Annotated in this window: 30 protein-coding genes; 19 read left to right on the forward strand and 11 right to left on the reverse strand. The window is 63.2% G+C overall.

Features of this window, described 5'->3' with window-relative positions; translation table 11 throughout:
• Positions 1-40: 40 nt before the first annotated feature.
• The gene (locus AC1DVW_RS05035) at positions 41-445 is read left to right on the forward strand and encodes a GFA family protein (RefSeq protein ID WP_477321629.1); all 405 of its coding nucleotides are present in this window, start codon (positions 41-43) and stop codon (positions 443-445) included.
• Between the two features lie 17 nt (positions 446-462).
• Here AC1DVW_RS05035 and AC1DVW_RS05040 read toward each other — a convergent pair whose 3' ends face one another.
• Positions 463-1,731 carry a DNA recombination protein RmuC gene (locus AC1DVW_RS05040; RefSeq protein ID WP_477321630.1) on the reverse strand — a complete coding sequence of 423 codons (1,269 nt, stop codon included), beginning with the start codon at positions 1,729-1,731 and terminating at the stop codon, positions 463-465.
• 104 nt (positions 1,732-1,835) lie between these two features.
• Here AC1DVW_RS05040 and def point away from each other — a divergent pair, with 104 nt between their 5' ends.
• The 6 genes from def (at position 1,836) to truA (ending at position 5,470) form a co-directional block, all read left to right on the forward strand.
• Positions 1,836-2,366 (forward strand): peptide deformylase, encoded by a 531-nt coding sequence (gene def / locus AC1DVW_RS05045; protein ID WP_477321632.1) that lies wholly within the window; start codon positions 1,836-1,838, stop codon positions 2,364-2,366.
• A gap of 112 nt (positions 2,367-2,478) precedes the next feature.
• The gene (locus AC1DVW_RS05050) at positions 2,479-2,739 is read left to right on the forward strand and encodes a FitA-like ribbon-helix-helix domain-containing protein (protein ID WP_477321634.1); all 261 of its coding nucleotides are present in this window, start codon (positions 2,479-2,481) and stop codon (positions 2,737-2,739) included.
• Between the two features lie 5 nt (positions 2,740-2,744).
• A complete protein-coding gene (locus AC1DVW_RS05055) occupies positions 2,745-3,161 on the forward strand; it encodes a PIN domain-containing protein (protein ID WP_477322616.1) in 417 nt (138 codons plus the stop codon).
• A gap of 44 nt (positions 3,162-3,205) precedes the next feature.
• On the forward strand, positions 3,206-4,159 hold the full coding sequence (gene fmt / locus AC1DVW_RS05060) for a methionyl-tRNA formyltransferase (protein WP_477321636.1): 954 nt from the start codon (positions 3,206-3,208) through the stop codon (positions 4,157-4,159).
• Positions 4,156-4,665, forward strand: a complete 510-nt coding sequence (locus AC1DVW_RS05065) for a GNAT family N-acetyltransferase (RefSeq protein WP_477321638.1) — start codon at positions 4,156-4,158, stop codon at positions 4,663-4,665. The genes fmt and AC1DVW_RS05065 overlap by 4 nt, the downstream gene beginning before the upstream one ends.
• 19 nt (positions 4,666-4,684) lie before the next feature.
• On the forward strand, positions 4,685-5,470 hold the full coding sequence (gene truA / locus AC1DVW_RS05070; protein ID WP_477321640.1) for a tRNA pseudouridine(38-40) synthase TruA: 786 nt from the start codon (positions 4,685-4,687) through the stop codon (positions 5,468-5,470).
• On the opposite strand, the gene AC1DVW_RS05075 is transcribed toward truA, so the two are convergent.
• Together AC1DVW_RS05075 and dapE are read right to left on the reverse strand one after the other, a co-directional pair.
• Entirely contained in the window at positions 5,422-6,030 is a 609-nt protein-coding gene (locus tag AC1DVW_RS05075; protein WP_477321642.1) for a transporter, read from the reverse strand. The genes truA and AC1DVW_RS05075 overlap by 49 nt on opposite strands.
• A 2-nt stretch (positions 6,031-6,032) precedes the next feature.
• Complete coding sequence (gene dapE, locus AC1DVW_RS05080; protein ID WP_477274132.1) at positions 6,033-7,229, reverse strand: succinyl-diaminopimelate desuccinylase; 1,197 nt, start codon at positions 7,227-7,229, stop codon at positions 6,033-6,035.
• Between the two features lie 115 nt (positions 7,230-7,344).
• Between dapE and AC1DVW_RS05085 the strand changes: the two genes are divergently transcribed.
• Positions 7,345-8,385, forward strand: a complete 1,041-nt coding sequence (locus AC1DVW_RS05085; protein WP_477321643.1) for a 2-dehydropantoate 2-reductase — start codon at positions 7,345-7,347, stop codon at positions 8,383-8,385.
• On the opposite strand, the gene AC1DVW_RS05090 is transcribed toward AC1DVW_RS05085, so the two are convergent.
• From AC1DVW_RS05090 to dapD, 3 genes are read right to left on the reverse strand one after another with little or no spacing between them, the layout of a single operon-like run.
• Positions 8,288-9,061 carry a hypothetical protein gene (locus AC1DVW_RS05090; protein WP_477274136.1) on the reverse strand — a complete coding sequence of 258 codons (774 nt, stop codon included), beginning with the start codon at positions 9,059-9,061 and terminating at the stop codon, positions 8,288-8,290. The genes AC1DVW_RS05085 and AC1DVW_RS05090 overlap by 98 nt on opposite strands.
• Positions 9,062-9,082: 21 nt before the next feature.
• The gene (locus tag AC1DVW_RS05095; protein ID WP_477240472.1) at positions 9,083-9,454 is read right to left on the reverse strand and encodes a DUF805 domain-containing protein; all 372 of its coding nucleotides are present in this window, start codon (positions 9,452-9,454) and stop codon (positions 9,083-9,085) included.
• A complete protein-coding gene (gene dapD / locus AC1DVW_RS05100; protein ID WP_477240474.1) occupies positions 9,451-10,305 on the reverse strand; it encodes a 2,3,4,5-tetrahydropyridine-2,6-dicarboxylate N-succinyltransferase in 855 nt (284 codons plus the stop codon). The genes AC1DVW_RS05095 and dapD overlap by 4 nt, the downstream gene beginning before the upstream one ends.
• A gap of 227 nt (positions 10,306-10,532) precedes the next feature.
• Here dapD and AC1DVW_RS05105 point away from each other — a divergent pair, with 227 nt between their 5' ends.
• Positions 10,533-11,378 carry an LOG family protein gene (locus AC1DVW_RS05105; RefSeq protein ID WP_477240476.1) on the forward strand — a complete coding sequence of 282 codons (846 nt, stop codon included), beginning with the start codon at positions 10,533-10,535 and terminating at the stop codon, positions 11,376-11,378.
• A gap of 79 nt (positions 11,379-11,457) precedes the next feature.
• On the opposite strand, the gene AC1DVW_RS05110 is transcribed toward AC1DVW_RS05105, so the two are convergent.
• Positions 11,458-12,177 carry a pyrimidine 5'-nucleotidase gene (locus AC1DVW_RS05110; protein WP_477321644.1) on the reverse strand — a complete coding sequence of 240 codons (720 nt, stop codon included), beginning with the start codon at positions 12,175-12,177 and terminating at the stop codon, positions 11,458-11,460.
• Between the two features lie 162 nt (positions 12,178-12,339).
• Here AC1DVW_RS05110 and AC1DVW_RS05115 point away from each other — a divergent pair, with 162 nt between their 5' ends.
• The 3 genes from AC1DVW_RS05115 to AC1DVW_RS05125 all read left to right on the forward strand — a co-directional run bounded on the left by AC1DVW_RS05115 (position 12,340) and on the right by AC1DVW_RS05125 (position 14,894).
• On the forward strand, positions 12,340-13,101 hold the full coding sequence (locus AC1DVW_RS05115) for a GGDEF domain-containing protein (protein ID WP_477274140.1): 762 nt from the start codon (positions 12,340-12,342) through the stop codon (positions 13,099-13,101).
• A gap of 180 nt (positions 13,102-13,281) precedes the next feature.
• Entirely contained in the window at positions 13,282-13,458 is a 177-nt protein-coding gene (locus tag AC1DVW_RS05120; RefSeq protein WP_477321645.1) for a hypothetical protein, read from the forward strand.
• Positions 13,455-14,894, forward strand: coding sequence for a GMC oxidoreductase (locus AC1DVW_RS05125; RefSeq protein WP_477321647.1), 1,440 nt, complete (start codon positions 13,455-13,457; stop codon positions 14,892-14,894). The genes AC1DVW_RS05120 and AC1DVW_RS05125 overlap by 4 nt, the downstream gene beginning before the upstream one ends.
• A 175-nt stretch (positions 14,895-15,069) precedes the next feature.
• On the opposite strand, the gene AC1DVW_RS05130 is transcribed toward AC1DVW_RS05125, so the two are convergent.
• Complete coding sequence (locus AC1DVW_RS05130) at positions 15,070-15,237, reverse strand: hypothetical protein (RefSeq protein ID WP_352635611.1); 168 nt, start codon at positions 15,235-15,237, stop codon at positions 15,070-15,072.
• A gap of 94 nt (positions 15,238-15,331) precedes the next feature.
• Here AC1DVW_RS05130 and AC1DVW_RS05135 point away from each other — a divergent pair, with 94 nt between their 5' ends.
• Positions 15,332-15,814, forward strand: a complete 483-nt coding sequence (locus AC1DVW_RS05135; RefSeq protein WP_477240486.1) for a MarR family winged helix-turn-helix transcriptional regulator — start codon at positions 15,332-15,334, stop codon at positions 15,812-15,814.
• 4 nt (positions 15,815-15,818) lie between these two features.
• Here AC1DVW_RS05135 and phhA read toward each other — a convergent pair whose 3' ends face one another.
• Positions 15,819-16,652 carry a phenylalanine 4-monooxygenase gene (phhA, locus tag AC1DVW_RS05140; RefSeq protein WP_477240488.1) on the reverse strand — a complete coding sequence of 278 codons (834 nt, stop codon included), beginning with the start codon at positions 16,650-16,652 and terminating at the stop codon, positions 15,819-15,821.
• 140 nt (positions 16,653-16,792) lie between these two features.
• Here phhA and AC1DVW_RS05145 point away from each other — a divergent pair, with 140 nt between their 5' ends.
• Positions 16,793-17,269 carry an Lrp/AsnC family transcriptional regulator gene (locus AC1DVW_RS05145; RefSeq protein ID WP_477321649.1) on the forward strand — a complete coding sequence of 159 codons (477 nt, stop codon included), beginning with the start codon at positions 16,793-16,795 and terminating at the stop codon, positions 17,267-17,269.
• Positions 17,270-17,371: 102 nt separating this feature from the next.
• Positions 17,372-18,919, forward strand: coding sequence for a magnesium-protoporphyrin IX monomethyl ester anaerobic oxidative cyclase (gene bchE, locus AC1DVW_RS05150; protein ID WP_477321651.1), 1,548 nt, complete (start codon positions 17,372-17,374; stop codon positions 18,917-18,919).
• Between the two features lie 23 nt (positions 18,920-18,942).
• On the opposite strand, the gene argB is transcribed toward bchE, so the two are convergent.
• Both argB and AC1DVW_RS05160 read right to left on the reverse strand, forming a co-directional pair.
• A complete protein-coding gene (argB, locus tag AC1DVW_RS05155; protein ID WP_109667770.1) occupies positions 18,943-19,836 on the reverse strand; it encodes an acetylglutamate kinase in 894 nt (297 codons plus the stop codon).
• Positions 19,837-19,981: 145 nt separating this feature from the next.
• The gene (locus AC1DVW_RS05160) at positions 19,982-21,478 is read right to left on the reverse strand and encodes an amidase (protein WP_477321653.1); all 1,497 of its coding nucleotides are present in this window, start codon (positions 21,476-21,478) and stop codon (positions 19,982-19,984) included.
• Positions 21,479-21,632: 154 nt separating this feature from the next.
• Between AC1DVW_RS05160 and AC1DVW_RS05165 the strand changes: the two genes are divergently transcribed.
• The 4 genes from AC1DVW_RS05165 to msrB all read left to right on the forward strand — a co-directional run bounded on the left by AC1DVW_RS05165 (position 21,633) and on the right by msrB (position 24,464).
• Positions 21,633-22,172: a sigma-70 family RNA polymerase sigma factor gene (locus AC1DVW_RS05165; protein ID WP_477274151.1), complete on the forward strand. Its 540-nt coding sequence runs from the start codon at positions 21,633-21,635 to the stop codon at positions 22,170-22,172.
• The gene (locus AC1DVW_RS05170) at positions 22,169-22,900 is read left to right on the forward strand and encodes an anti-sigma factor (protein WP_477322618.1); all 732 of its coding nucleotides are present in this window, start codon (positions 22,169-22,171) and stop codon (positions 22,898-22,900) included. Before AC1DVW_RS05165 ends, AC1DVW_RS05170 begins: the two co-directional genes overlap by 4 nt.
• Positions 22,901-23,125: 225 nt before the next feature.
• Positions 23,126-23,683 carry a fasciclin domain-containing protein gene (locus tag AC1DVW_RS05175; RefSeq protein ID WP_477274152.1) on the forward strand — a complete coding sequence of 186 codons (558 nt, stop codon included), beginning with the start codon at positions 23,126-23,128 and terminating at the stop codon, positions 23,681-23,683.
• A gap of 277 nt (positions 23,684-23,960) precedes the next feature.
• Positions 23,961-24,464: a peptide-methionine (R)-S-oxide reductase MsrB gene (msrB, locus tag AC1DVW_RS05180; protein ID WP_477321655.1), complete on the forward strand. Its 504-nt coding sequence runs from the start codon at positions 23,961-23,963 to the stop codon at positions 24,462-24,464.
• The last annotated feature ends 12 nt before the right edge of the window (positions 24,465-24,476 follow it).

A 24,476-nucleotide genomic window follows, 5' to 3' on the forward strand; every position in this document is an offset into this window, starting at 1 on the left:
CGCGCTAAGATTACAGGACGGATTTCGGGAGGAAACCAGGATGAAGATCGACGGCGGTTGCCATTGCGGCGCCATCACTTATGAGGCGGAGGTCGACCCGCAAAAGACCTCTATCTGTCATTGCACGGATTGCCAGCAACTGACCGGCACGGCCTTTCGCGTCACCGTTCCCGCGCCTGAGAGCCGGTACCGGATTACCAGGGGCACGCCCAAGGTCTATATCAAGACGGGGTCGAGCGGCGCCAAGCGCGCGCAGGGCTTTTGCGGCGACTGCGGTTCGCATCTCTACGCGACGTCGGTTGGCGACGGGCCGAAGGTGTATGGGATCAGAGCGGGGACCGCGCGGCAGCGCGAGGATCTGGTCCCGACACAACAGAAGTGGCACCGGTCGGCGCTGCACTGGCTTCCGGAATTCGAGGGGATCAGCGTCGTGGAGGAGCAGTAGTCCCGCGCGGCATCTTCTCAGTCGTCGCCTTCGACGACCCGTAGCCTGAGCTGCCCGGTCTTGGAATCGGCGACGCGCGTTTCGGCTTTCGCTACCGCCGGCCGTGCAATCTGGGCCGTGCCTGCATCACCTTCGCCAGGCTGCACGCCGAACTCCAGCGCCTCGATCTTCTGGCCGCGCTTGGTCACCTTCGACGTCGACACCAGAATGTCGTCGATGTCCTTGGCCGACTGGGTGAAATGCGTCTGCAGCCGGCGCACCCGCTCGTCGACGCGCGCGACATCCTCCATCAGCCGGATCACCTCGCCCTGGATCAGATGCGCCTGCTCGCGCATGCGGGCATCCTTGAGGATCGCCTGGATGACCTGGATCGACAGCATCAAAAGCGACGGCGAAACGATGATGACGCGGGCGCGGTGCGCCTTCTGGATAAGCGCATCGAAATTCTCGTGGATTTCGGCGAACACCGATTCCGACGGCACGAACATGAAGGCGGTGTCCTGCGTCTCGCCCTGGATCAGGTATTTTTCCGAGATATCGCGGACATGGATCTCGATGTCGCGGCGGAAGGCCTGCGCGGCCACCTTCTGTAGATCGGCGCCATCGGCGGCGCGGATGGCGTTCCAGGCCTCCAGCGGAAATTTTGCGTCGATGGCCAGCGACGGCGCGCCGTTCGGCATCTTCACCAGGCAGTCGGGCCGGCTGCCATTCGACAGCGTCGCCTGGAACTCGTAGGCGCCCATCGGCAGGCCGTCGGCGACGATCGCCTCCATGCGCGACTGGCCGAAGGCGCCGCGCGTCTGCTTGTTGGACAAGATCGCCTGCAACTGCACGACCTGGCCGGCGAGCGACTGGATGTTGCCTTGCGCGGTGTCGATCACCGCCAGCCGCTCCTGCAGTTTGGCCAGGCTCTCATGCGTCGATTTCGTCTGCTCGGTCATGGTCTGGCCGAGGCGGCCGGTCATCGCGTCGAGGCGCTGTCCGATCGACTGGTTGAGCTCGGCCTGTCTTGCCCCGAACACGTCGGCGATGGCGCCCATGCGGCCCTGCATCTCGTTCTGGCTTTGCAGGATGCCGGCCATCCGCGCCTCGGCGTCGCGGGCATGGTCGGCTGCCTCCGCGGCGGCGATGGTCCGCGCCTTGGCCGACCGCCACAGCGCAACGACCAGTGCCAGAAACAGGCCTAGAAACAGCATCGCCCCGAACGCCAGCGCATGACCGAGCGTGATCGTCGTGGCGCCGAGCCGGGCAACAGGCTCGGAAAGGATTGATGTCAGATCATTCATTTGGGCAGCATAGATGATTCGGCCCGCCGGCACAGATCAAAACGTGAACGACACCGCAAGCGCCCCGGTTGACGCTTTTCGCGCGAGGTCTTAGGTGAGAAAGCATGTCGATCAAGCCGCTTATCATCCTTCCCGATCCCGTCCTGCGCCAGCTTTCCAAGCCGGTCGAGCGCGTCGACGGCGCCTTGCGCAAACTGGCCGGCGACATGCTGGACACCATGTATGACGCGCCCGGCATCGGCCTTGCGGCAATCCAGATCGGCGAACCGCTGCGCATGCTGGTGATCGACCTTGCCAAGGAAGACGAGACACCGGCGCCGCATGTCTTCATCAATCCCGAAATCCTCGAAAGCGCCGACCAGCGCTCGGTCTATGAGGAAGGCTGTCTGTCGATCCCGGACTATTATGCCGAGGTCGAGCGGCCGGCGGCCGTGCGGGTGAAATATTTCGACCGCGACGGCAAGTCGCAGGAACTCGAAGCCGAAGGGCTGATGGCGACCTGCCTGCAGCATGAGATCGACCACCTCAATGGCGTGCTGTTCATCGACCACATCTCGAAGCTGAAGCGCGACATGGTGGTGAAGAAGTTCAAGAAGCTCGCCAGGGACAAGGTGCCAGGCAAGCTGGTGGGATAGGGCTTTGCCCGTGTGCCGACTAGCCGTCAGCCTCAGCTGCTCTGGTCTACAAACCTTCGATTGAAAATGTCGGCCTGCCGTGATATCAATGATATCAAACAGAGAGATGCCAATGGGTGACATGCTGATCCGTGGGATCAATCCGGAATTGAAACGGCGACTTGAGGAAAGTGCGCGGCTGAACAGGCGCAGCCTTTCCGAGGAAGCGGTCGTTTTGATCCAGAAGGGTTTTGCAACACAGCGTGCCGGCACTGAAAAAGCCGGGGATCGCCTCTATTCCCTCGTTGGCGATGATAGTTTCACCGACGACGAAATTCAGGAGATAACGAAGTCGCGAAGCGAGGCCGACCGTGGACCGCCTGATTTCCGTTGACCGGAATGATCGTACTGGACACAAACGTCATCTCGGACGTGCTGGCCCGGCAGCGAAGCCAAAACGTTCTCGCCTGGTTGAATGACCAAGAACCGGCGACACTTTTTCTTTCCACCATTGTTTTTGCAGAGCTCTATTTCGGAGCGTACCTCGTCCAGGAGGCCGTACGCCGGGATGGCCTTCTGCAGAGCATATCCAGGATCAGGGGCGAATTCTCTGGCCGAATTCTGCCTTTCGGGGATGTCCCTGCGGAACAGTATGGCCGCATTACCGCCGCAAGACGGCTGGCTGGCAGACCTGTTGAAACCAAGGACGCCATGATCGCCGCAATCTGCATGGTGCATGACGCCACGCTTGCCACGCGCAATGTTCGCGACTTCGACGGACTTGACCTGAAGCTGGTAAACCCGTTTGAAGCCTGAGCCGACTTAACAGCGCAGGCACAAAGCAAGGTCCCGGAAGAAAAATGCCCCTTCGCGTCGTCTTCATGGGTACGCCTGAATTCTCCGTGCCGACGCTGCGGGCGATTGCCGAGGCCGGGCACGCGATCGTTGCCGTCTACACCCAGCCGCCGCGTGCCGCTGGTCGCCGAGGGCTGGAGCTGACACCATCGCCGGTGCAGCGCGAGGCGGAACGGCTTGATATCGAGGTGCGGACGCCGGTGTCGCTGAAAGGCGAGGCTGAGCAGCAGGCCTTCAGCACCTTGCAGGCTGATGTCGCCGTGGTCGTCGCCTATGGATTGCTGTTGCCCAACGCCATTCTCGAAGCGCCACGGCTCGCTTGCCTGAACGGCCACGCCTCGCTGTTGCCGCGCTGGCGGGGTGCCGCCCCCATCCAGCGCGCCATCATGGCTGGCGACACCGAGACCGGCATGATGGTGATGCGAATGGAAGCGGGTCTGGACACCGGTCCGGTGGCAATGGTTGAAAAGTGCGCCATCGAACCCGATATGACGGCCGGCGAGCTGCACGACAGTTTGATGAGCATTGGCGCCGCGCTGATGGTAGAAGCGCTGGCGCAGTTGGCGACAAATTGTCTGACATTTACCCTACAGGCGACTGTGGGGGTGACCTACGCCCGAAAAATAGATAAATCGGAGACGCGCATAGACTGGACGCGGCCTGCGGGCGAAGTCCACAATCACATTCGCGGCCTGTCGCCCTTTCCCGGCGCATGGTGCGAAACTGAAATTGGTGGCCGCACAGAACGGCTGAAACTGCTTCGCTCGACGCTTTCGGATGGCCTGTCGCTTTCTGGGGATTTGGGCGAGTCGGGAGGAATTCTCGATGACCGGCTGACGGTCGCCTGCGGGACAGGCGCCATCAGGTTGGTCGAAGTTCAACGCGCGGGCGGAAGGCCCATTGCCGTGCAGGAGTTTCTGCGCGGAGCCAAGCTCGAAAAAGGAATGAAATTCTCATGAGCATGATGTCGATACGCGCGGCGATGCCGCGGGATCGCGAGGCGATCCGCCTCGTCGAGGAACACGCATTCGGCCAGCAGGCGGAGGCCGGGCTGGTCGACGCGCTGGTCACCGGCGGCGATGCCGTCGTTGAACTGGTGGCGGAAGAAGACGGCCAGGTGGTCGGCCACATCCTGTTTTCCAGGCTGTTCGTCCAGAACGGTGGCAAGCAGTTTGCAGCCGTGGCGCTGGCGCCTTTGGCGGTCGAGCCGTCTTTCCATGGCTCGGGCATTGGCGGCGCGCTGATCCGCGAGGCGCATATCCGCCTCAAGGATGCCGGCGAGACGCTGGCCGTGGTGCTCGGCGACCCCGCCTATTATGGCCGCTTCGGCTACACCCATGCGCGCGCCGAAAAGTTCGACAGCGAGTATCAGGGCGAAGCGCTGCAGGCGTTGACCTGGGGCGAGGCGCCCGAGGCCGGCAGGCTGGTCTACGCCTCGGCCTTCAGCTCCGCTCTCGCCGCCTAGGCGAGAGCAACCGCAGGGCATGCCGCGTTTTCGCCTCGACGTCGAATATGACGGCAGTCTTTTTGCCGGCTGGCAGCGCCAGGCCGACCAGCCCACGGTGCAGCAGGCGATAGAGCAGGCGATAGAGAGCTTCTGCGGCGAGCAGGTCTCGTTGCGCGGCGCCGGCCGCACCGATGCCGGCGTCCACGCCACCGGCCAGGTGGCGCATGTCGACCTCGTCAAGGCGTGGCCGAACGACAAGGTGCGCGACGCCCTCAACGCCCATCTGCAGATGGCCGGTGCCCGCATTGCCATCCTCAGGGCAGCCGCCGTGCCGGATGGTTTCGACGCACGGTTCTCGGCCGTCGCTCGCCACTATCTCTACCGCATCGTCAATCGCCGCGCGCCGGCGGCGCTCGACAAGGGCAAGGTGTGGTGGGTACCGAAGCGCCTCGACGCCGCTGCCATGCACGAAGCGGCAAAGCTGCTGCTCGGACGGCATGATTTCACCACCTTCCGTTCGACCCAGTGCCAGGCCGACAGCCCGATCCGCACACTCGACCGCCTGGATGTCAGCCGGGTCGACGACGTGATCGAAGTCAGGGCCTCCGCGCGCTCGTTCCTGCACAATCAGGTGCGCTCGATGGTCGGCTCGCTGAAACGCGTCGGCGAAGGGGGCTGGACCATTGCCGATCTCAAGGCTGCGCTCGAAGCGCACGATCGCGCCGCTTGCGGCCAGGTGGCGCCGCCCGACGGGCTTTTTCTCATCGGTGTCGATTATCCGGAGACGGACACATCCGGCATGGAAATGCCGAGCAGCATCTGAAGCGCGTAGGACACAAGCTGCGACGCGACAAACATGCCCAAAAAGACGGCGCTGCCAACTGCCGCGCCCTTGCCGATGACCGCATTGGTCATCCGCCAGATCAGCACCTGCGAGAACACAAACAGCGCCAGCATCATCAGCAGGACGAATTGGTCGGTGAAGGGCACAAAGAGGCTGAGCAACGCTGACGGCAGCGACACCCAGGCAGCAATTGCCATCGCCCAATTGTAGGCGACGACATAATGGACGAAGCGCCCGCCAATGCCGACGCGCGGTGCGACCAAGGCAAGCCCGACAAGCGGCAGTACCCAGCCGCCGATCTCGACGGTCGCAAGACGCGTGAGCATGCCGAAGCGCCCCGCTATGGCCTCGGGATCGGCGATCACATTGGCGATGCCGACCCAGCCAACGATCAGCGCCGGCGCCGCCACGACAATGGCGAAAAAGGAATTCCAGAAACCGTCCGCCGAAAGATCGAGCAGCCGCAATCCGTCGGCCTTGCCGAGCATCAGCCGCCAGGCGCCGATTAGAGATGCGTAGGTTTCATCCGCCGAAAGCATGATTACGCCACGCCTCGCTCGAACCAGTCTTCGATGAAGCGCAGGTAGATCTGCGTCAGCGTCTCGAGGTCGGCAAGCGCGACGCGTTCGTCGACCATGTGCATGGTCTTGCCGACCAGCCCGAACTCGACCACCGGGCAATAGTCCTTGATGAAACGCGCGTCCGAGGTGCCGCCGGAAGTGGACAGCGCGGGGTCCTTGCCGACCGCCGACTTGATCGAGCCACGCAGCGTGTCGATGAGCTTGTCGTCGCGCGTCAGGAAGACATGGCTCGGCCGGTCGCGCCAGACAAGCTCATAGTCGAGCGGCGTCTTGGCCGTCCGGTACTTCTTGCGCCTGGACGCATGGTCGAGGCGGTTGTGGATTTCCGTCTGCACGGTCTCGGCGGTCCATGTGTCGTTGAAGCGGATGTTGAAGGTGGCCGTCGCCTTCGCCGCGATCACATTGGTGGCCGGATTGCCGACATCGATCGAGGTCACCTCCAGATTGGTCGGCTGGAAGTCTTTTGTCCCCTTGTCGAAGACCGGGTGCAGCAAGGCGTCGACCAGGCTCATCAGCCCGCGCACCGGGTTGTCGGCAAGCTGCGGATAGGCGACGTGGCCCTGGCGGCCGTTGACGGTGATGCTGCCGGACAGCGAGCCGCGGCGGCCGATCTTGATCATGTCGCCGAGCGCGTCCGGGTTGGTCGGCTCGCCGACGATCGCGGCATCCCACTTTTCGCCCTTGCCGGCCGCCCATTCGAGCAGCTTCGTCGTGCCGTTGATGGCCGGGCCTTCCTCGTCGCCGGTGATCAGCAGCGAGACCGAACCCTTGGGGCCGCCCTTTTGCTCGACATGGCGCGCCACCGCGGCAATGAAACAGGCGATGCCGCCCTTCATGTCGACGGCGCCGCGGCCAAACATCTCGCCCTTGGCGATCTCGGCGGCAAAGGGCGGGTGGGTCCAGGAGGCTTCGTCGCCGACCGGTACCACATCGGTGTGGCCGGCAAACATCAGATGCGGACCGTTGCCGGAGCGCCGTGCGTAGAGGTTTTCGATGTCCGGCGTGCCGCCTTCAGAAAACACCGGCCGCTCGACGGAAAAGCCGAGCGGCTTCAGCATGGTCTCCAGCGCGCTCAACGCACCGCCCTCGGCGGGAGTTACGGAAGCGCAGCGGATGAGGGCGGCGAGGTTTGCGGCGGGGTCGGTCGGCAGCGTCATGGGCAAAGCGATAGTCGAAAGCGAAAGGCCTGTCACGGCCAGACATGAAGACCGGCCATGCCGCCGACATTATGGTTTTCATGTCGTATAGTTGAGGCCACAGCAGGAATATCGGATGTCCAACGGGACCAAAACAATCGCCATTGCCGGCGCCGGCAGCATCGGTTGCTACGTTGGTGGGTGCCTGACGCTGGCTGGCCGGCCGGTGATTCTGCTGGCGCGGCCGCGCATCGACGCGGCTTTGCGGCAAGGCGGATTGCGCATCACCGACCTCGACGGCCGCGACCGCTTGATCGAGCCGAACGGGATTTCGGTGACAGCCGATCCGGTGGCCGCCTTGCGCAACGCCGATTTGATCCTGGTGACGGTCAAGAGCGGCGCGACGCAAGAGGTGGCCGCGCTGATTGCCGCCCATGCCGGCCCGGACGCGGTGGTGGTCAGCCTGCAGAACGGCGTCGACAATGCCGGCATTTTGCGGGCCGGGCTTGGCCAGCGGCTTGTGCTTGCCGGCATGGTGCCGTTCAACGTTGTCCAGTCACCCGACGGGTATTTGCCGTTGCGCGTGCACCGCGCCAGCGAGGGCAAGGTGATCATCGAGGCGGGCATATCAGGCCTTGCCGAGCGCCTCGATGTCGAGGGGCTTGAAGTCGAAACGCATGCCGACATGACGGCGGTGCTGTGGGGCAAGCTGCTAATGAACCTGAACAACGCGCTTGCCGCACTGTCCGGCCTGCCGCTGGCGACGGAGCTTGCCGACCGCCGCTGGCGGCTGATCCTGGCTGGTCAGATCGACGAGGCATTGGCGGCCATGAAGGCGCTGGATATCAAGCCGGCGCGCATCGCAGGCCTGCGGCCCGCACTGCTGCCAAAGGTACTGAGGCTGCCGGACTGGCTGTTCAGGCGGCTGGCGCGGCGCATGCTTGCCATCGATCCGCAAGCACGCTCGTCAATGTGGGACGATCTGCAGCGCGGCCGGCCGACCGAGATCGGTGAATTGCAAGGAGCGGCGCTGCGCCTTGCCGAAAAAGCCGGCACGCCAGCGCCATTGCTGACCAGCGTTACCGCTTTGGTGCGCGCGGCGGAGGCGGCACAGCTTGGCGCGCCGGGCCTGACGCCTGAGCAGGTTTCGCCGCCGGATGGCTCTCGATCAGCGTGATCTTCTGCCAGATTTTGCGCGACAGGTTGGAGCTCAAATTCTCGATGTCGTTGACGCCGTCGATGACCACATCGTCATTGACCGACTGCGCGAACAGCGCCGCGATCTTGCCGGTGATCGACAGCATTTCCGAGCAATAGTCGAGGTAGCGCGCCAGGTCGGCGGCGTTGGTGATGCGGGCCGGCGAGTGAGCGGTTGGCTTGAAATTGGCCGAAAGCGTCGCCGGATCCTTGGTCAGCTGATGCATGTCGATGACATGGATCAGCGAGCGCAGGCCATGCAGCTGGCGAAACACCTGCTTGCGCTTGATACGCTCCTCGGTGCGGATCAACGCCAGGAAGCCGAGCACGGCCAGGATCATCATGTTGATCGTGGCTTCGATGCCCTGCACCGACTGCACCGCATCGTCGGCCTGGGAGATGTGAATGAGCGGCAGGATGGTGCCGACGAACAGGAAGATCAGGGCACCGGCGACCACGGCCGCGACGATGATGCCGCGCAGCCACCAGATCGGCGCTTCGAGCGCCTTTGCCGCCTTGGTCAGGTCGCGCGACAGCGACACCAGTTCGGCGGCGACGCCACGCAGGCCGGCATCGGGAAAACGCTCGGCGACGCGGCTTTCCAGCCGCTCGGCGGTGTCGATGATCAGTTTCGGATCAAGCGTGCGGTAGCGCATGACAAGAGGTCCGATCGGCGCTCATGGTTCACCCGGCGCATTGGTGCGTTTGCCGTAGCGGTTGGGCCCAGGATCGCTCCTAAAGCACGCCAGGATGATGAGAAGAATGGGGCCAATGACAAGGGAGATCAACGCATAGTAGGTCGGCTTGCCGAAATCATGGAAGCGCTTTGCGGTCACGGCGAAGCTCGACCACGTCGAAATCAGCAGCACGGACCAGAACACAACCGCCCAGATCTGACTGTTAGGGGTGCCAGGCTCCAGTCTGGCGAACTGGTAGAGCGGGAAAAACTGGGCGACCAGCAGCAGCAGACCCGCCAGCACGTATGCGCTCGGGCTGACGCGGCCCGAGAGGCTGAAGAAGAGCCAGGGAAGTTGCGGCTTGTCGGTCAATCGCGCAGCAATTCGTTGATCGAGGTCTTGGACCGCGTCTTGGCGTCGACGCGCTTGACGATGACGGCGCAATAGAGGCCTGGGCCTGGCTCGTTGTTTGGAAAAGCCTTGCCTGGCATCGAGCCGGCGACGACGACGGAATTCGGCGGCACTTCGCCATAGAAGACCTCGCCGGTGGCGCGGTCGACGATCTTGGTCGATTGGCCGATGAAGACGCCCATGCCGAGCACCGAGCCTTCGCGTACGATGCAGCCTTCGACCACTTCGGAGCGCGCACCGATAAAGCAATTGTCCTCGATGATGGTCGGCCCGGCCTGCATCGGCTCCAGTACGCCGCCAATACCGACGCCGCCCGACAGATGCACGTTCTTGCCGATCTGGGCGCAGGAGCCGACCGAGGCCCATGTGTCGACCATCGTGCCGCTATCGACATAGGCGCCGACATTGACGAAGGACGGCATCAGCACGGCGCCTGGCGCGACATAGGCGGAGCGGCGCACGATCGACGACGGCACGGCGCGAAAGCCTGCCTTCTCGAAATCGACCGCGCTCCAGCCGTCGAACTTCGACGGCACCTTGTCCCACCACACGGCTTCGCCGGGACCACCCTTGATGATCTCCATCGGGTTGAGCCGGAAGGACAAAAGAACGGCCTTCTTCAGCCACTGGTTGACGTGCCAGTTGCCGTCGGCCTGGCGCTCGGCGACGCGCACGGCCCCGTGGTCGAGCAGGTCGAGCGCCGCATGAATGGCGTCGCGCGTCTCGCCGCGGGTTGCGGTCGAAATCGTATCACGCTCCTCGAAGGCCTTCTCGATGGTCTTTTCGAGGCTCGCCAGATCGGGCTTCGACATGAATTCGCTCCATTACCAAGCTGTTAAGGGGCAGCGCCTTAACCTGTTTTGAAAGTCGCGCGGGCCTTGGGCATGCTTCGTCTGCTCAGGTCTTTGCATGTAGCAGGTTCTTGTCGCAAAACCGCAGGACACTTTTGCGGAACCTGCTTATGTGAAGGCATGGGGAGGGTCAATCGCGGCTGCGTCACGGGACGGCGCAAGTGAATTATTTGGACGGGTAAACTGATATGACACCTATGGAAAAGGCGGGATGGACGCCGCTGCCGCATTCGGACGAGGATCTGGAGCGGTCGAAAAGCGTACCCGACACGCCGCAGACGCGCGCCGAAACCTATCGTCTGGCCTGGAACGATCCGGAATTCATGACGCGGCGCGAATTGCGTGCGGTGCGGCTGCAGCTCGAACTCTTGAAGCCAGAGATGATCCTCGCCGAACGCGGCATCCGCTCGACGGTGATCCTGTTCGGCGGCGCGCGCATTCCAGAACCGGGCGGCGAAGCCTGGGCGGCCAAGAACGAGACGCAGAAGAAGAATCTCGAGGAAAACAGCAAATATTACGAGGAGGCGCGCAAATTCGCCCGCCTCTGCTCGCAGCAGTCGGCCGCCTCCTACTACCGCGAATTCGTCGTGGTGACCGGCGGCGGGCCGGGCGTCATGGAAGCCGGCAACCGCGGCGCCGACGATGTCGGCGCCCCGTCGATCGGCCTCAACATCGTGCTGCCGCACGAGCAGGCGCCGAACGCCTATGTGACGCCGGAACTGTGTTTCAACTTCCACTATTTCGCCATCCGCAAGATGCATTTCGTCATGCGCGCCAAGGCCGTGGCGGTGTTTCCGGGCGGTTTTGGCACCATGGACGAATTCTTCGAGACGCTGACCCTGATCCAGACCGGCCGCATGGAGCGCGTTCCGGTGATCCTGTTCGGCAAATCGTTCTGGAAGAGGGCGATCGATCTCGATTTCCTCGCCGAGCAAGGCACGATTACGCCCGGCGATCAGGACATCATCGATTTCGTCGACACCGCCGACGAAGCCTGGGGGATCATCAGGCGCTTCTACAAGTTAGGGGAGTAGGGCGGGGAACTGGGGAATTGAAGAATTGAAGAATGAGGGGCATCGCGGTCTCTGCGTTCCGGATCAATTCCCCAGTTCTTCAGTTCTTTAATTCCTCTACCCCCTCCACAATCGCCGTGAGAAACGTCGCGAGGTCGTCGGTGACGAAATCCACGTCGTCCTCATTGGCCGGGTCGCGTTCCCAGATTTCGGCGAAGGTCGGCTCGAAATTGCGCGGCACGATGAGCACCGTGGTCATGCCGAGTGATTTAGGCACGGCCAGATTGCGGGCCAGATCTTCGAACATCACCGCATTGTGGCCGGTGACGGCGTGCAGTTCGGCGAATTTCTCATAGGTCTGCCGCGCCGGCTTGGGGTTCAGCCCGGCGGCGACGATGTCGAAGATGTCGTCGAAATGCTCGAGTATGCCGAGCTGGCGCGCGGTGCGTTCGGCATGCCGGCGATCGCCATTGGTGAAGATGAACTTGCGGCCGGGAAGCTGGCGGATCGCGGTGCCGAGCACGGGATCGGGCACAAGCCATGAATAATCGATGTCGTGGACCTTCTCGAGAAAGTCGTCGGGGTCGATGCCATGGCGCGTCATCAGCCCGTTCAGCGTCGTGCCGTACTCCTGGTAGAGCTCCTTCTGCAGCTTGCGCGCCTCGTCGCGCGGCAGCGTCAGCAGCTCGCCGACATAGGCGGTCATCTTGACGTCGATCTGCGAAAACAGGTTCGAGTGATGCGGATAGAGAGTGTTGTCGAGGTCGAACACCCAGTCGGTGACGTGGGCGAAGCGGGCGGGATCAGGGAGCGTGGTCATACCCGTCTTATGGCACGAAACGATTTCCCTGACAGGGGGATTTATCCACAACTTATACGCGTCGAACGTGACGAAAGTGGTGCCAAGATTCAAATTTTAGGCATCGCCGAAAGGTGACCTTCAGGGCTTGCTGGCACAGAGACGGTTCAGTGGGAGCCAGCGATGAACCGCATATTTCTAAAGTCCGCCACCGTCGCTTTCGCCTCAGTTGCAACCTCGCTTCTGTTGACGCTGATCATCGTTCCCGCGATGGGATTCCCGGTCAGCCGCACCATCTGGTTGAGCTCGACGGTCTGTCCGCTGGCCCTCGCCTGGCTCGCCACCGCCAGCACCTTCTGGCAGAGCGACAGGTTGAAAAGCGCGCATCGCGAACTCGCTCGCGCCCACGCTCAACTCGCCGCTGCCCACCGGCGGCTGTCGGAAAAAGCGAGCCGCGACGACATGACCGGCATGCTCAATCGCGAGAGCTTCTTTGCCGCGCTCGACGGCTCCCGGCGCAAAGCCGATCGCGGTGCGCTGCTGATCATCGATGCCGACCATTTCAAGGCGATCAACGACAGTTTCGGCCACCTGACCGGCGATGACGCGCTGCTTTTGATCGCCAGCGCCATCGAACGCGGCGTGCGCAGCGGCGACGTGCTCGGCCGCATCGGCGGCGAGGAATTCGGCGCCTTCCTGGTCGGCGCCACCGAACAGGAAGCCAAACGCGTCGCCGAGCGCATCCGCCGCGAAGTCGAACTGATCCGCTTTCGTCCGGTTGACGAGCGAACGGTTCCGCTGACTGTCAGCATTGGCGGCGTCACCTGCGCAGAAGACGTCAATGTGTCGGACCTGATGCGTGCCGCCGACCGGCGGCTCTACGAGGCCAAGCATCGCGGCCGCAATCTGTCGATCCTCGACCGGGACATTTCTGAAGCCGCCTGAAGTCCCGCTTAAGCCCGCCGCGCTTGTTAGGCAATTGCTAACCTTGTTCTCACTCAACCATGCCGTTTACCCGCCTGAAATCAGGTTCCGGCTAGGTTGGCACGAGATTGGCATCTCCCGGGGCTCGTGTGCCGTTCAGAGAACGCCATGCGGGATCGAAGTTCCATCGAGAGACGTGTCATGAGTTTCTTCGTCAAGAGAATATCACGCCGCACGATCGTCCAGGCGCTGATGGCACTGCCGGCGCTGTCGCTGCTGCGCCGCCTGCCCGATACCGATACCGACCCCCCTTTCGTCGACCCAAATGAGATCGTCGAGGTCAATGGCTGGATCCTGAAGCGGAGCGATCTGGCATGATCTTCGACAGTTACGAGGCGTTCAAAGCCGCGAATTTTGACGCCAAGGTTTGCATCCTCGGCTCGGGACCTGCCGGCACCACAATCGCCAGGAAACTTGGCGCCGCCGGCATTCCGGTTGTCGTGCTGGAGGCGGGCTCGCGGGAATTCAGCGACGATTCGCAGGATTTCTACCGCGGCACCACGGTCGGCGATCCCTATTTCGATCTCGACATCACCCGGCTGCGCTTCATGGGCGGCAGCTCGAACCATTGGGCGGGATGGTGCCGCGTGCTGGACAAGCAGGACTTCGAGCCCAAGGCCTGGGCGCCCGATACCGGCTGGCCGATCAGCCGCGCCGATATCGAGCCCTATCTGCCGGAAGTGCACGATATTCTGGAACTGCCGGCTTTCCAGCCGGATGTGCCAATTTCGGACGACATTCGCTGGGTGCAGCTGATCAAGAGCCCGGCGGTGCGCTTTGGCGAAAAATTCGCCGACGAGCTCGACAAGAGCAAGAACATCGCCGTCGTGCTCAACACCTATGCCACCGAGCTTGCCGGTGACGGCAAAAAGGTAACCGGCGCCAAACTCTGGTCGAACGGCCAGGATGCCGGCTCCTTTACTGCCGATTATTTCATCGCCTGCACCGGCGGGTTGGAGAATTCACGGCTGCTTTTGTGGTCGAACCAGCGCTCGAACGGCGGCGTGGTGCCGAATGCGACGGCACTCGGCCGCTACTGGATGGAGCACCCGACCTTCGAGGGCGGCAATGCCATCCTGGCCGACTATGGCGAGTTCCAGGTCGACGCCGTCAACGAGGCTTTCTTCTCGCCGACGCTTGCCGCGATGGAGCGCCTGCAGATCATGAATTTCGGTATCCGGCTGATCGAAACGCCCTATGCCGGCGTCAAGGGTCTGATCGCCGACCTCGCCTGCACGGCGCCCGACGCGGCCGAATGGGTCGCCTACCAGCTCAGCCAGAACCTGCGCTGCGCCGCCCAGCTCTATGTCGCTTGGGAACAGGCGCCGCTGGCCTCGAACCAGATCGAACTGTCGAAGACCGACGTCGACCACGCCGGTGTGCCGCGCATCGAACTGCATTGGAAGAAATCGGAGCTGGAACGCCGCACCATCCTTGAGGGACTGCGGCTGTTCGGCACGACATTGGTGCAGAAGGATCTCGGCCGGGTGCGCATCGCCGACTGGCTCACCAAAGGCGAGGACTATCCGACCAATGAGGAACTGGCCGGCCACCATCACATGGGCGGCACCCGCATGGGCACCGACGTGGCCAAGAGCGTCGTCGACGCCAACTCCAAGGTGCACGGCATGGAGAACCTCTATGTCGGCGGCTCCTCGGTGTTCTGCACCTCGGGCGAGTGCAATCCAACGACGACCATCACCGCCCTGGCCTGCCGGCTCGGCGATCATCTCAGCAAAATCATCGCGGTGTGACGCAGGTCATCACCCGTCTGACCGCCAAAAGCCGGCGGCGCCGGCAGCAGTGATTGCTGCCGGCACCGCCCTGGCGCGCCTTTGGGTGGATTCTGATCTGGCCTAGAGCATGATCCCGAAACCGGTTTTCGGGAACACAGGGCCTCATCCCGGGTCCATCGGGATGGGACAGCCTCTAAAGACCGTAGACGGCGATACGCACCAGCACGGCGGCGGCAGCCAGCGATACCAGCAGGATGCCGAGGCCGATGGGGGAACCCCAGCCGTACCATTCCATCGCCAGCTTGGCGTATTTGAACTCTTCCTCGTGGGAGAGGGGCGCACGCTGTTGGATCAAGCTCATTTTTCACTCCTTGTTTGCGGTTGGCCCTTGCTATGTCCGGGTCGCCGCCGCATATTGTTATTACGGTCTAAATGTTAGACAGATTGATAGTTAGATGATCGAACTAAATTCGTCAAGCGAAAATCGCAACGAAATGACCACGGCTATCGGCCTGGCCATCATGCAATGGCAGGACGCGACGCAGGCCTATGACGAAGCCGTGGGGGTGAGGCTCGGGCTGAACATGGCGGAACGCCATTGCATCGGGCTGCTCTATGGCGGCCCGCAATCGGCTGGTGCGATCGCCACGGCAACCGGGCTGACGCCGGCCGCGGTGACGGCGCTGATCGACAGGCTGGAGGCGCGCGGCCTGCTCACGCGCACGCGCAGTCTGGAGGACAGACGCAAGGTGGTGATCGAGGCAACCGAGGCGACGCGAGACCTGTCGGCGCGCTACTACGGCGCCATTGCGCGGGAAGGCGAAAAAGTCATCGCCACCTTCAGCGATGCTGAGCTCGCCACCATATCGCGTTTCGTCACCACGGCCCTCGACCTGCAGCGCGACCAGCTGGCGCGGCTGAAGGCCGAGACCGACTGACCCTTTACACAGTGGCCGGGTCGAGCGCCGGCTGGCCTTTGCGGCGGCCGACGATGTCAGCCATGTCGGCGGTCTGGAAGGCGTCGCGCAGCACGTCGAAGGACGGCAGCACGAAATAGGCACGCTGGAACTTGTCGATCTCGTAGCTGGTGCGCATCACCGTTTCGAGGTCGAAGGGAACGTGGTGGGCATCCTTGCTGGCGACGGCGAACTGCAATTCGGTGAAGGACGACATCAGCCCGGCGCCGAACGCCTTCAGGGGCTGACCAGGCTCCTGCATCAGCCCGTATTCGGCGGTGTACCAGTAGAGGCGGGTGATCATCTCGTCGCCGCCCAGCGCGATCACGTTCTCGGCCTTCTGCCCATACATCTGCATGAAATCGGCAAACACCGGCTGCGTCAGGATCGGCACGTGGCCGAAGAAGTCATGGAACATGTCCGGCTCGACAATGTAGTCGAGCTCCTGTTCGGTGCGCAGCCAGTTGGTGACCGGGAAGCGGCGGTTGGCGAGATGGTCGAAAAAAGGGGCGGCGGGAATAAGCCCCGGCACGGCGACGATTTCCCAGCCGGTGAGCTTGCGCAGTTTTTCGCTGACCGCGCCGAAATCCGGGATCTTGTCGAGCAGGCCAAGGGCGGCAACGCCGTCGAGATAGGAATGGTGCGCCAGTTGCTGCGTCAGCTTCGTCTGGCGGTCGCAAAGCGTGCGCCACACCGCCTGTTCGCTGGCAGAGTAGTCGTAGCCTTGCGCCACGGTGAAATCGGCACGGCAGACCGAATAGTCGCCGCGCAGGCCCTGTGCCGCGCAATCGCGGGCGTAGTCGGCAACACTCATCGTCATGGCTGTTCTCCTCGCAAATCATCAATGGCGAATTCTGCCGCAAGGCTAACCGGATTTGCCGAGGCAAATCGGTTTTGATGATGGCTCAAACGGGATATTCGAGATAATATTCACTCAACACGCGCCACTGGAGAGTGAAAATGCCTCAGTTTGACGAGTTCGAGATCAAGATGCTCGACATCCTGCAGCGCGATGGGCGCAAGCCGGTGTCCGAGCTGGCGCAGGAGATCGGCCTGTCGACGACACCTTGCGCGCGGCGTTTCGAGGCGCTGCAGGATACCGGCATCATCAAGGGATTTGCCGCCGTGCTCAGCCGCCGCGCCGTCGGGCTGATGGTCGAGGTGTTCATCGAGGTGCGGCTCACCAGCCACAGCGACGGCTCGCCCGAAGCCTTCATCGCCGCCGTGCAGCGCATGGACGAAGTGTCGTCGTGCTGGACGATGACCGGCGACCACGATTTCCTGCTGCATGTGATGGTGCCGTCGGTCGACGAGCTCAACGCCTTCGTCATGCACCGGCTGATGCGGCTCGACGGCGTGCGCGACGTCCACACCCAGCTCGTGCTGCAGAACATCAAGGGGCCGGGCCACGTGCCGCTCGGGCATCTCCGCCGCTAGGCATTTCTGCCGAAAAGCTGCACACAAACTGCTCAAGCGAGCCCAATTCCAAGTTTGAATCGCCGGCTACGACATGCGGATCGCCATTGCGAAGGGTCCGTCATGAAAATCGTCCTGATCAATCCGCCGCACACCGCCATTGGCAGCCGCGTGCCCGACGACCATCTGCCGCCGCTCGGCCTGCTGGCGCTCGGCGGCCCGCTGATCGATGCCGGCCATGATGTGCGGCTCGTCGATGCCGAATTCGGGCCGATGCCGCTCGCCACGCTTGTCCGCGACGCCTTGAGCGACCAGCCCGACTGCATCCTGATCGGCCACTCCGGCTCGACCTCGGCGCATCCGACCGCCTTGCAGATCGCACAGATGGTCAAGGCGCGTGAACCGGCAACGATGGTGATCTATGGCGGCGTGTTTCCGACCTATCACTGGCGCGACATTCTTTGCGCCACGGATGTCTTCGATTTCATCGTCCGCGGCGAAGGCGAGGCGACCAGCGTCGCATTGGTCGAGGCGCTGGCGAGACGCCAGCCTCTGGCGGAAGTCGCCGGCATCGCCTTTCGCGACGATTTGCGCCGTCCCTTCGCCACGCGGCCGGCCGGCACCATAGCCACCCTCGATGACTATCGTGTCGGCTGGGAACTGATCGATCACAGGCGCTACAGCTATTGGGGTGGCAAGCGCGCCGTGGTCATGCAGTTTTCGCGCGGCTGCCCGCATCTGTGCAATTATTGCGGCCAGCGCGGTTTCTGGACCCGCTGGCGCCATCGCGATCCCGTCAAATTCGCCAGGGAGATTGCCTGGCTGCACCGCGAGCACAGCGTCGAACTGATCAATCTCGCCGACGAAAACCCGACCGTTTCGAAAAAGGCCTGGCGTGCCTTCCTCGATGCGCTGATCGCCGAGAACGTGCCGGTGCTTATCGTCGGCTCCACCCGCGCCGACGACATCGTGCGCGATGCCGACATTCTGCACCTCTACCGCAAGGCCGGTGTCATCCGCTGGCTGCTCGGCATGGAAAACACCGACGAGCAGACGCTTGCATTGATCCGCAAGGGCGGCAGCACCTCATCCGATCGCGAGGCGATCCGGCTGCTGCGCCTGCACGGCATCCTGTCGATGGCGACCTGGGTGGCCGGGTTTGAGGACGAGACCCTTCGCGACCTCTGGCGCGGCTTCCGCCAGCTGCTCGCCTATGACCCCGACCAGATCCAGGCGCTCTATGTCACGCCGCATCGCTGGACGCCGTTCTTCCGCATCGCCCGCGACCGCAAGGTGATCCAGCAGGACGCCCGCCTGTGGGACTACAAGCACCAGGTGCTGCAGATGACGCGGTTGAAACCGTGGATGCTGTTCTTCAGCGTCAAGCTGATCGAGGTGGCGGTGCAAGCGCGGCCGAAGGCGCTGGCGCGCATCCTGTTCCATAGGGACCCGGAGCAGCGCCATTCGATGCGCTGGTACACGCAAATGGGTCGCCGCGTCTGGTTCCGCGAAGTCTGGGGTTTTCTGGTGCGCGACATCAGGGTGAAAGACGGCCCGACGCTGGCCGAATTCTGGGGCGCGCCGCAGGACCAGGAGGAGGAATCGATGGTGTTCGCGCGCCCGGCCCGCAAGCCGGCCGCGCCCGCTATCGGGATTTCGCCGAGCGCCTGAGGCGCGCGCTCGGCCTTCGCGGCTCAGGGCACGATCAGCGTGCCGGCGCCATGCTCGGTGAACAGCTCGAGCAGCACTGCATGCGGCGTCTTGCCGTTGAGGATGACGACGCCTTCGACGCCGCGCTCGATCGCCTCGATGCAGGTCTCGACCTTGGGGATCATGCCGCCCGACACCGTGCCGTCCTTGATCAGCGCCTTGGCCTCGGCCACGGTCAGCTCGTCGATCAGCTTCTTGTTCTTGTCGAGCACGCCGGGCACGTCGGTCAGGAACAAAAGCCGTGTCGCCTGGCAGGCGCCGGCAATGGCGCCGGCGAAGGTGTCGGCATTGATGTTGTAGGTATGGCCGTCGCGGCCGGGCGCCACCGGCGCCAGCACCGGGATCATTTCGGAACGCGCCAGCAGGTCGAGCAGCGTGCGGTCGACCTCGACCGGCTCGCCGACGAAGCCGAGATCGAGCACCCGCTCGATGTTGGAGTCCGGGTCGATCATGGTCTTGCGCGCCTTTTCGGCAAAAACCATGTTGCCGTCCTTGCCGCACAGGCCGATCGCCCATTCGCCCTCGGCGTTGATCAGCGCCACGATCTCCTTGTTGATCGAGCCGGCCAGCACCATCTCGACGATCTCGACCGTCTTCTGGTCGGTGACGCGCAGGCCGCCCTCGAACTTCGATTCGATGCCCATCTTGGCCAGCATGGCGCCAATCTGCGGCCCGCCGCCATGCACGACGATCGGATTGACGCCCGACTGTTTGAGCAGCGCGATGTCGCGGGCAAAAGCCTTGCCGAGCTCGATGTCGCCCATGGCGTGGCCGCCATACTTCACCACCACCGTCTTGTTCTCGTAGCGCTGCATGTAGGGCAGCGCGCGCGAAAGCAGCGCGGCCTGCATTTCGGCGGTGGCGGTGATCTCCGTCATCGGTATGTTCCCGGATTGCTGGAAAGGACGGCGGCGTCTTAGCGGGAATTGGGGCAAGCCGCAAACGGCTTTGCTGTCACAAATTGATGAAGCCAGCCCTATCGCGTCATTCGACCAGATCCGGCCTCAAGTTCGGGATCACGGTTTAAGCCGGTACCTTGAACGGCGCCCGCCGCGCCAACCACCCCGAAATCTTTTCCATCTGCGCGGCCAGCGACAAAAGCGTCTCTTCATCGCCTGGCCGGCCGACGGCCTGGATGCCGAGCGGCAGGCCGGCATCGGTGACATGCACAGGCAGCGCGATCGATGGCTGGCCGGTGACGTTCTGGATCGCCGGCCAGTGGGTGAACCACAGGCTCTTGTCCATCAATTGCCCGAACAATGGCTTGAGCCTCAAGAGCCGGGTGAGGTGCAGTTTGTCGAGCACGTTCTCAATCAGCTCGTCGGCCCCCTTCGGATCCATGGCGCCGCAGGCGAGCGGCGGGTGCGCAATGATCGGCATCAGCACGGCGTCATACCGGGCGGTCTCGGCGATCAGCCGGCGCGATGTCGCATTGAGCCGCTGCAGGCCGGCATAGATGTCGCCGGCCGAGACGATTTCGCCGAAGCGCGCGATGATCCGCGTGGCGCGTTCGATGTCGCCCAGGACCGGGCGGCCGACGCGCAAGGCCTCGCTGCGCATCGTGCCGGCCACCGCCGACGCGACCGACCTGGCGAAATCGGCCATGAAATCGCGATCGACATAGGGCAGGTCGATCTCCTCGACCGTGTGGCCGCCCTCGCGCGCCAGTGCTACCGCCGTATCCAGCGCAACAAGCGTCTCTGCCGATATCGGCAGGCCAAGCGGCGATCCCCGGTAGACGGCGAGCTTGAGCTTGCCTGGATCGCGCCCTGCCGCGGCGACGAAACTGCCTTTCGGCGCTGGCGCGGCATAGGGCGCCAGCGGATCGGGGCCGTGCGTCAGGTCGAGCAGCAGGGCCGTATCGCGGACCGACCGGGTGACGGCATGATCAACGACCATGCCGTACCAGGCTTCGCTGATCTGCGGGGTCTGCGGCACGCGGCCGCGCGAGGTTTTCAGGCCGACCAGCCCGCTACAGGCGGACGGCACCCTGATCGAGCCGCCGCCATCCGCGGCATGCGCCGCCGGCACCACGCCGGCAGCAACGAGGGCGGCTGCGCCACCGGAAGAACCGCCGCTGGTATGGGCCGTATTCCATGGATTGCGGGTGACGCCGAAGGCAGCTGATTCGGTCATCAGCCTCAGCCCTTGTTCGGGCGAGGTGCTGGTGGCGATAGGAACGAGTCCGGCGGCGAGGTAGCGCTCGGTCATCACCGAGTTGAAATCGGCGGTGAAAGCCGGAATGCGGCTGCCGGAATGCGTCGGCACGCCCTTGATGGCGATGCCGAGATCCTTCAGCGCAAACGGCACGCCGGCCAGCGGCAGCTTGCGGTCGATGGTTTTGGCGCGCGTCCGCGCCGCGTCGTAGAGTGGCTCGGCGATGGCGTTGATGTCGGGACGGGTCGCCTCGGCGCGCGCAATCGCGGCGTCGACAAGCTCCTGTGGCGAGATCTCTGCCTTGTGCACGAGAGCGGCGAGGCCGGTTGCATCTTGTTCCCACAGAACCCGTTCAGCCGACATGTCTGAAGTCCTCCACCTCCAGGAAGGCTAGCGGCCGGCGATTTCTTTGGCAATCGATGCGGTCGAATACTGGCGAGCCGGGCGCAACAACGGTTTGCGTGGACAATAACGTTTCCACCGTTGCAAATACACGGCAATCGCCTAATTTATCGGCATGACGCCGCAGGACATCTCCACCCTGATTGTCCGGACTTCGATGAAGGATCGGGCCGCGTTCGATCTGCTCTACCGGCAGACCAGTGCGAAACTTTTCGGTGTCTGCCTTCGTGTATTGCATGACCGGGGAGATGCGGAAGAAGCGCTGCAAGAGGTCTTTGTCAAAGTATGGACGAAGGCAGACCGTTTCGCTGTTTCCGATCTGAGTCCGATCTCCTGGCTGGTGGCAATCGCGCGCAATCACGCGATCGATCGCATCAGGGCGAGGCGCAAGCCTGCCGCCGATATCGATGCCGCGCTCGACGTGGCCGATCCGGCTCCGGGACCTGAGGCTATGGTTGTGGCGGGTGGTGAATCCGAACGCATCTATCAATGTCTCGATGAGTTGGAAAAGGACCGGGCAGCGGCTGTCCGGGGCGCCTATCTCAATGGCGAAAGTTATGCCGAATTGGCGGAGCGCCACAGCGTTCCGTTGAACACGATGCGGACCTGGCTACGGCGCAGTCTGCTGAAACTTAGAGAATGTCTGGAAAGATGACGCTGGCACAAGACAACGGACCGGAACGTGGAGGCGACGACCTGCTCGCCGCCGAATACGTTCTCGGCGTGCTGGCAGCGGACGAACGCCAGATTGCCTCCAGCCGTATCGACGCGGAAACCGGCTTCGCCCGTCTTGTCGACGGCTGGGAAGTGCACTTTTCGCCGCTGGCGTCCGCCTATCCGGAAGTAGCGCCTCCGGCGACCGTCAAGGTCGCGGTCGACCGCCGGCTGTTCTCGTCCACCGCAACAAGCTCCACCACGACCACGCAATCCAGCGCCGGCCTCTGGGCCAGCCTTGCCTTCTGGCGCGGCCTTGCCACCGCGGCTGTCGCGGCGCTGGCGATCTACATTGCCGTGCCCTACATCAACCCGCCGGTCGAGCAGCCGCAGACGCGCCTCGTCGCCTCGCTGGGTGCCGATGGCAGCGACGTGAAATATCTGGTCGTCTATGACGCCGCCCACCACGATGTCAGCCTGTCCCATGTCTCCGGCGAACGCGCCGCCGGCAAGGACTTCGAGCTGTGGATGATCGAAGGCAAGAACAATCCGGTCTCGATGGGCGTCATCCCGGCCGGTACGACCACGCACCTGACCATCACGCCGGCCGTGCAGGAAAAGCTTGCGCAAGGCGCCGTGCTGGCGGTCAGCGTCGAGCCCACCGGCGGTTCTCCGACCGGTCAGCCAACCGGACCGGTGGTCGCGGCGGGCGATCTGAAGAGCATCTGACAGGCTCCCGGCGTCAGTTTTCCGCAAAAAGTATATTATGGATCACTGCTTGGTCGTGCGCGTATGCGAAAAAGCATATGAGCAGGCAAAGGCAATGCAGAAAAAACTGCGCACAGACATGCAAAAAATAAAAATCTCCTGATTTGATGAAACTAACGCATTTCTATTCCGTAACTCCCTCGCGTCCCAAATATGGGAAACGATAACCCCGAGGAGTTCAAAATCATGCGTAAATTCGCCACCCTTTTGCTTGCCGGTACGATCGCTGTTTCTGCGCTTGCCACCGCCGCCTATGCTGAAAACCCAATGGTCGGCGGCGCCGCCATGTTTGCCACCAAGAACATCGTCGAAAACGCCGTCAATTCGAAGGACCACACGACGCTGGTCGCCGCCGTCCAGGCGGCCGGCCTGGTCGAGACGCTGCAGAGCGCCGGTCCGTTCACCGTCTTCGCACCGACCAACGAGGCTTTTGCAGCCCTTCCGGCCGGCACCGTCGAGACGCTGCTCAAGCCTGAGAACAAGGACAAGCTCACCAAGATCCTCACCTGCCACGTCATCGGCGCCAAGGCGCTGGGCGCGGACGTCGCCGCGATGGCCAAGGCCGATGGCGGCGCGCACAAGGTCAAGACCGTCGGCGGCTGCGAACTGTCGCTCAAGGCTGACGGCGGCAAGGTCACCGTGACCGACGAGAACGGCAACGTCGCCAATGTGACGATCGCCGATGTCGAGCAGTCGAACGGCGTCATCCACGTCATCGACAAGGTTCTTCTGCCGAAGATGTAACAAAAGCTTCGCCGCCGGCGAAGCTATAGCCAAGGCTCCAAGTAGATTGCGCGGCTACCGTCCCCTCGTGACCCGCGCAATCGACAAGCGTACACTCCGCACCGTCCGCCCTAAGCGTGGAGCCGTTGCGGAGTGTCCGTTTTCAGGGGGCATGATCCCGAAAAGTGGAAGCCGGTTTTCGGAAAAGATCATGCCCAAACAAAGAGCTCTGATCGTCACCGGGTTTTGATTTCCTTGTGACGGTTGAGTTTGGCAAAGGACAGCAGGAGGAATGGTCATGAACCGTCGCGACTTTCTTTGGAGCGGTGCCGCTGCCGTGGCATTGCTGGCGGGCACGGCAACCATGCTGCGCATGGGCGGAGCGCAGGACGCGCGGGCAGCGGAAAAATTCGAGGTCACCAAAACCGACGCCGAGTGGCACGCCATCCTGTCCGATGAAGCTTTCAACGTGCTGCGCAAGGAAGGCACCGAATATCCAGGCACCAGCCCGCTGCTCAACGAGCATCGCAAGGGCATTTTTGCTTGCGCCGGCTGCGGCCTGCCGGTCTATCCCTCGGAGACCAAGTTCGACTCGGGCACCGGCTGGCCGAGCTTCTGGCAGGAGATCGCCAATGGCATCGGCAAGACCACGGACCGGTCGCTCGGCATGACCCGCACCGAGGTCCACTGCCGCCGTTGCGGCGGCCATCTCGGCCATGTCTTCGACGATGGTCCGGCCCCGACCGGCTTGCGCCATTGCATCAACGGCGTCGCCTTGACCTTCAAGCCGGCGACGGCCTGACGGCGCCGTCCA

Source organism: Mesorhizobium sp. P3_B5 (assembly GCF_056402815.1).

Coding starts and splice junctions, on each gene's coding strand:
- AC1DVW_RS05115 (WP_477274140.1), top strand. CDS start 12,340: ATGAACCGCATATTTCTAAAGTCCGCCACCGTCGCTTTCGCCTCAGTT.
- def (WP_477321632.1), top strand. CDS start 1,836: ATGTCGATCAAGCCGCTTATCATCCTTCCCGATCCCGTCCTGCGCCAG.
- AC1DVW_RS05175 (WP_477274152.1), top strand. CDS start 23,126: ATGCGTAAATTCGCCACCCTTTTGCTTGCCGGTACGATCGCTGTTTCT.
- dapE (WP_477274132.1), bottom strand. CDS start 7,229: ATGACGCTGCCGACCGACCCCGCCGCAAACCTCGCCGCCCTCATCCGC.
- AC1DVW_RS05135 (WP_477240486.1), top strand. CDS start 15,332: ATGATCGAACTAAATTCGTCAAGCGAAAATCGCAACGAAATGACCACG.
- AC1DVW_RS05110 (WP_477321644.1), bottom strand. CDS start 12,177: ATGACCACGCTCCCTGATCCCGCCCGCTTCGCCCACGTCACCGACTGG.
- AC1DVW_RS05125 (WP_477321647.1), top strand. CDS start 13,455: ATGATCTTCGACAGTTACGAGGCGTTCAAAGCCGCGAATTTTGACGCC.
- AC1DVW_RS05145 (WP_477321649.1), top strand. CDS start 16,793: ATGCCTCAGTTTGACGAGTTCGAGATCAAGATGCTCGACATCCTGCAG.
- AC1DVW_RS05065 (WP_477321638.1), top strand. CDS start 4,156: ATGAGCATGATGTCGATACGCGCGGCGATGCCGCGGGATCGCGAGGCG.
- AC1DVW_RS05055 (WP_477322616.1), top strand. CDS start 2,745: ATGATCGTACTGGACACAAACGTCATCTCGGACGTGCTGGCCCGGCAG.
- AC1DVW_RS05040 (WP_477321630.1), bottom strand. CDS start 1,731: ATGAATGATCTGACATCAATCCTTTCCGAGCCTGTTGCCCGGCTCGGC.
- truA (WP_477321640.1), top strand. CDS start 4,685: ATGCCGCGTTTTCGCCTCGACGTCGAATATGACGGCAGTCTTTTTGCC.
- AC1DVW_RS05160 (WP_477321653.1), bottom strand. CDS start 21,478: ATGTCGGCTGAACGGGTTCTGTGGGAACAAGATGCAACCGGCCTCGCC.
- AC1DVW_RS05170 (WP_477322618.1), top strand. CDS start 22,169: ATGACGCTGGCACAAGACAACGGACCGGAACGTGGAGGCGACGACCTG.
- fmt (WP_477321636.1), top strand. CDS start 3,206: ATGCCCCTTCGCGTCGTCTTCATGGGTACGCCTGAATTCTCCGTGCCG.
- AC1DVW_RS05085 (WP_477321643.1), top strand. CDS start 7,345: ATGTCCAACGGGACCAAAACAATCGCCATTGCCGGCGCCGGCAGCATC.
- msrB (WP_477321655.1), top strand. CDS start 23,961: ATGAACCGTCGCGACTTTCTTTGGAGCGGTGCCGCTGCCGTGGCATTG.
- AC1DVW_RS05075 (WP_477321642.1), bottom strand. CDS start 6,030: ATGCTTTCGGCGGATGAAACCTACGCATCTCTAATCGGCGCCTGGCGG.
- argB (WP_109667770.1), bottom strand. CDS start 19,836: ATGACGGAGATCACCGCCACCGCCGAAATGCAGGCCGCGCTGCTTTCG.
- AC1DVW_RS05050 (WP_477321634.1), top strand. CDS start 2,479: ATGGGTGACATGCTGATCCGTGGGATCAATCCGGAATTGAAACGGCGA.
- AC1DVW_RS05035 (WP_477321629.1), top strand. CDS start 41: ATGAAGATCGACGGCGGTTGCCATTGCGGCGCCATCACTTATGAGGCG.
- AC1DVW_RS05105 (WP_477240476.1), top strand. CDS start 10,533: ATGACACCTATGGAAAAGGCGGGATGGACGCCGCTGCCGCATTCGGAC.
- AC1DVW_RS05130 (WP_352635611.1), bottom strand. CDS start 15,237: ATGAGCTTGATCCAACAGCGTGCGCCCCTCTCCCACGAGGAAGAGTTC.
- phhA (WP_477240488.1), bottom strand. CDS start 16,652: ATGACGATGAGTGTTGCCGACTACGCCCGCGATTGCGCGGCACAGGGC.
- AC1DVW_RS05090 (WP_477274136.1), bottom strand. CDS start 9,061: ATGCGCTACCGCACGCTTGATCCGAAACTGATCATCGACACCGCCGAG.
- AC1DVW_RS05120 (WP_477321645.1), top strand. CDS start 13,282: ATGAGTTTCTTCGTCAAGAGAATATCACGCCGCACGATCGTCCAGGCG.
- AC1DVW_RS05165 (WP_477274151.1), top strand. CDS start 21,633: ATGACGCCGCAGGACATCTCCACCCTGATTGTCCGGACTTCGATGAAG.
- bchE (WP_477321651.1), top strand. CDS start 17,372: ATGAAAATCGTCCTGATCAATCCGCCGCACACCGCCATTGGCAGCCGC.
- dapD (WP_477240474.1), bottom strand. CDS start 10,305: ATGTCGAAGCCCGATCTGGCGAGCCTCGAAAAGACCATCGAGAAGGCC.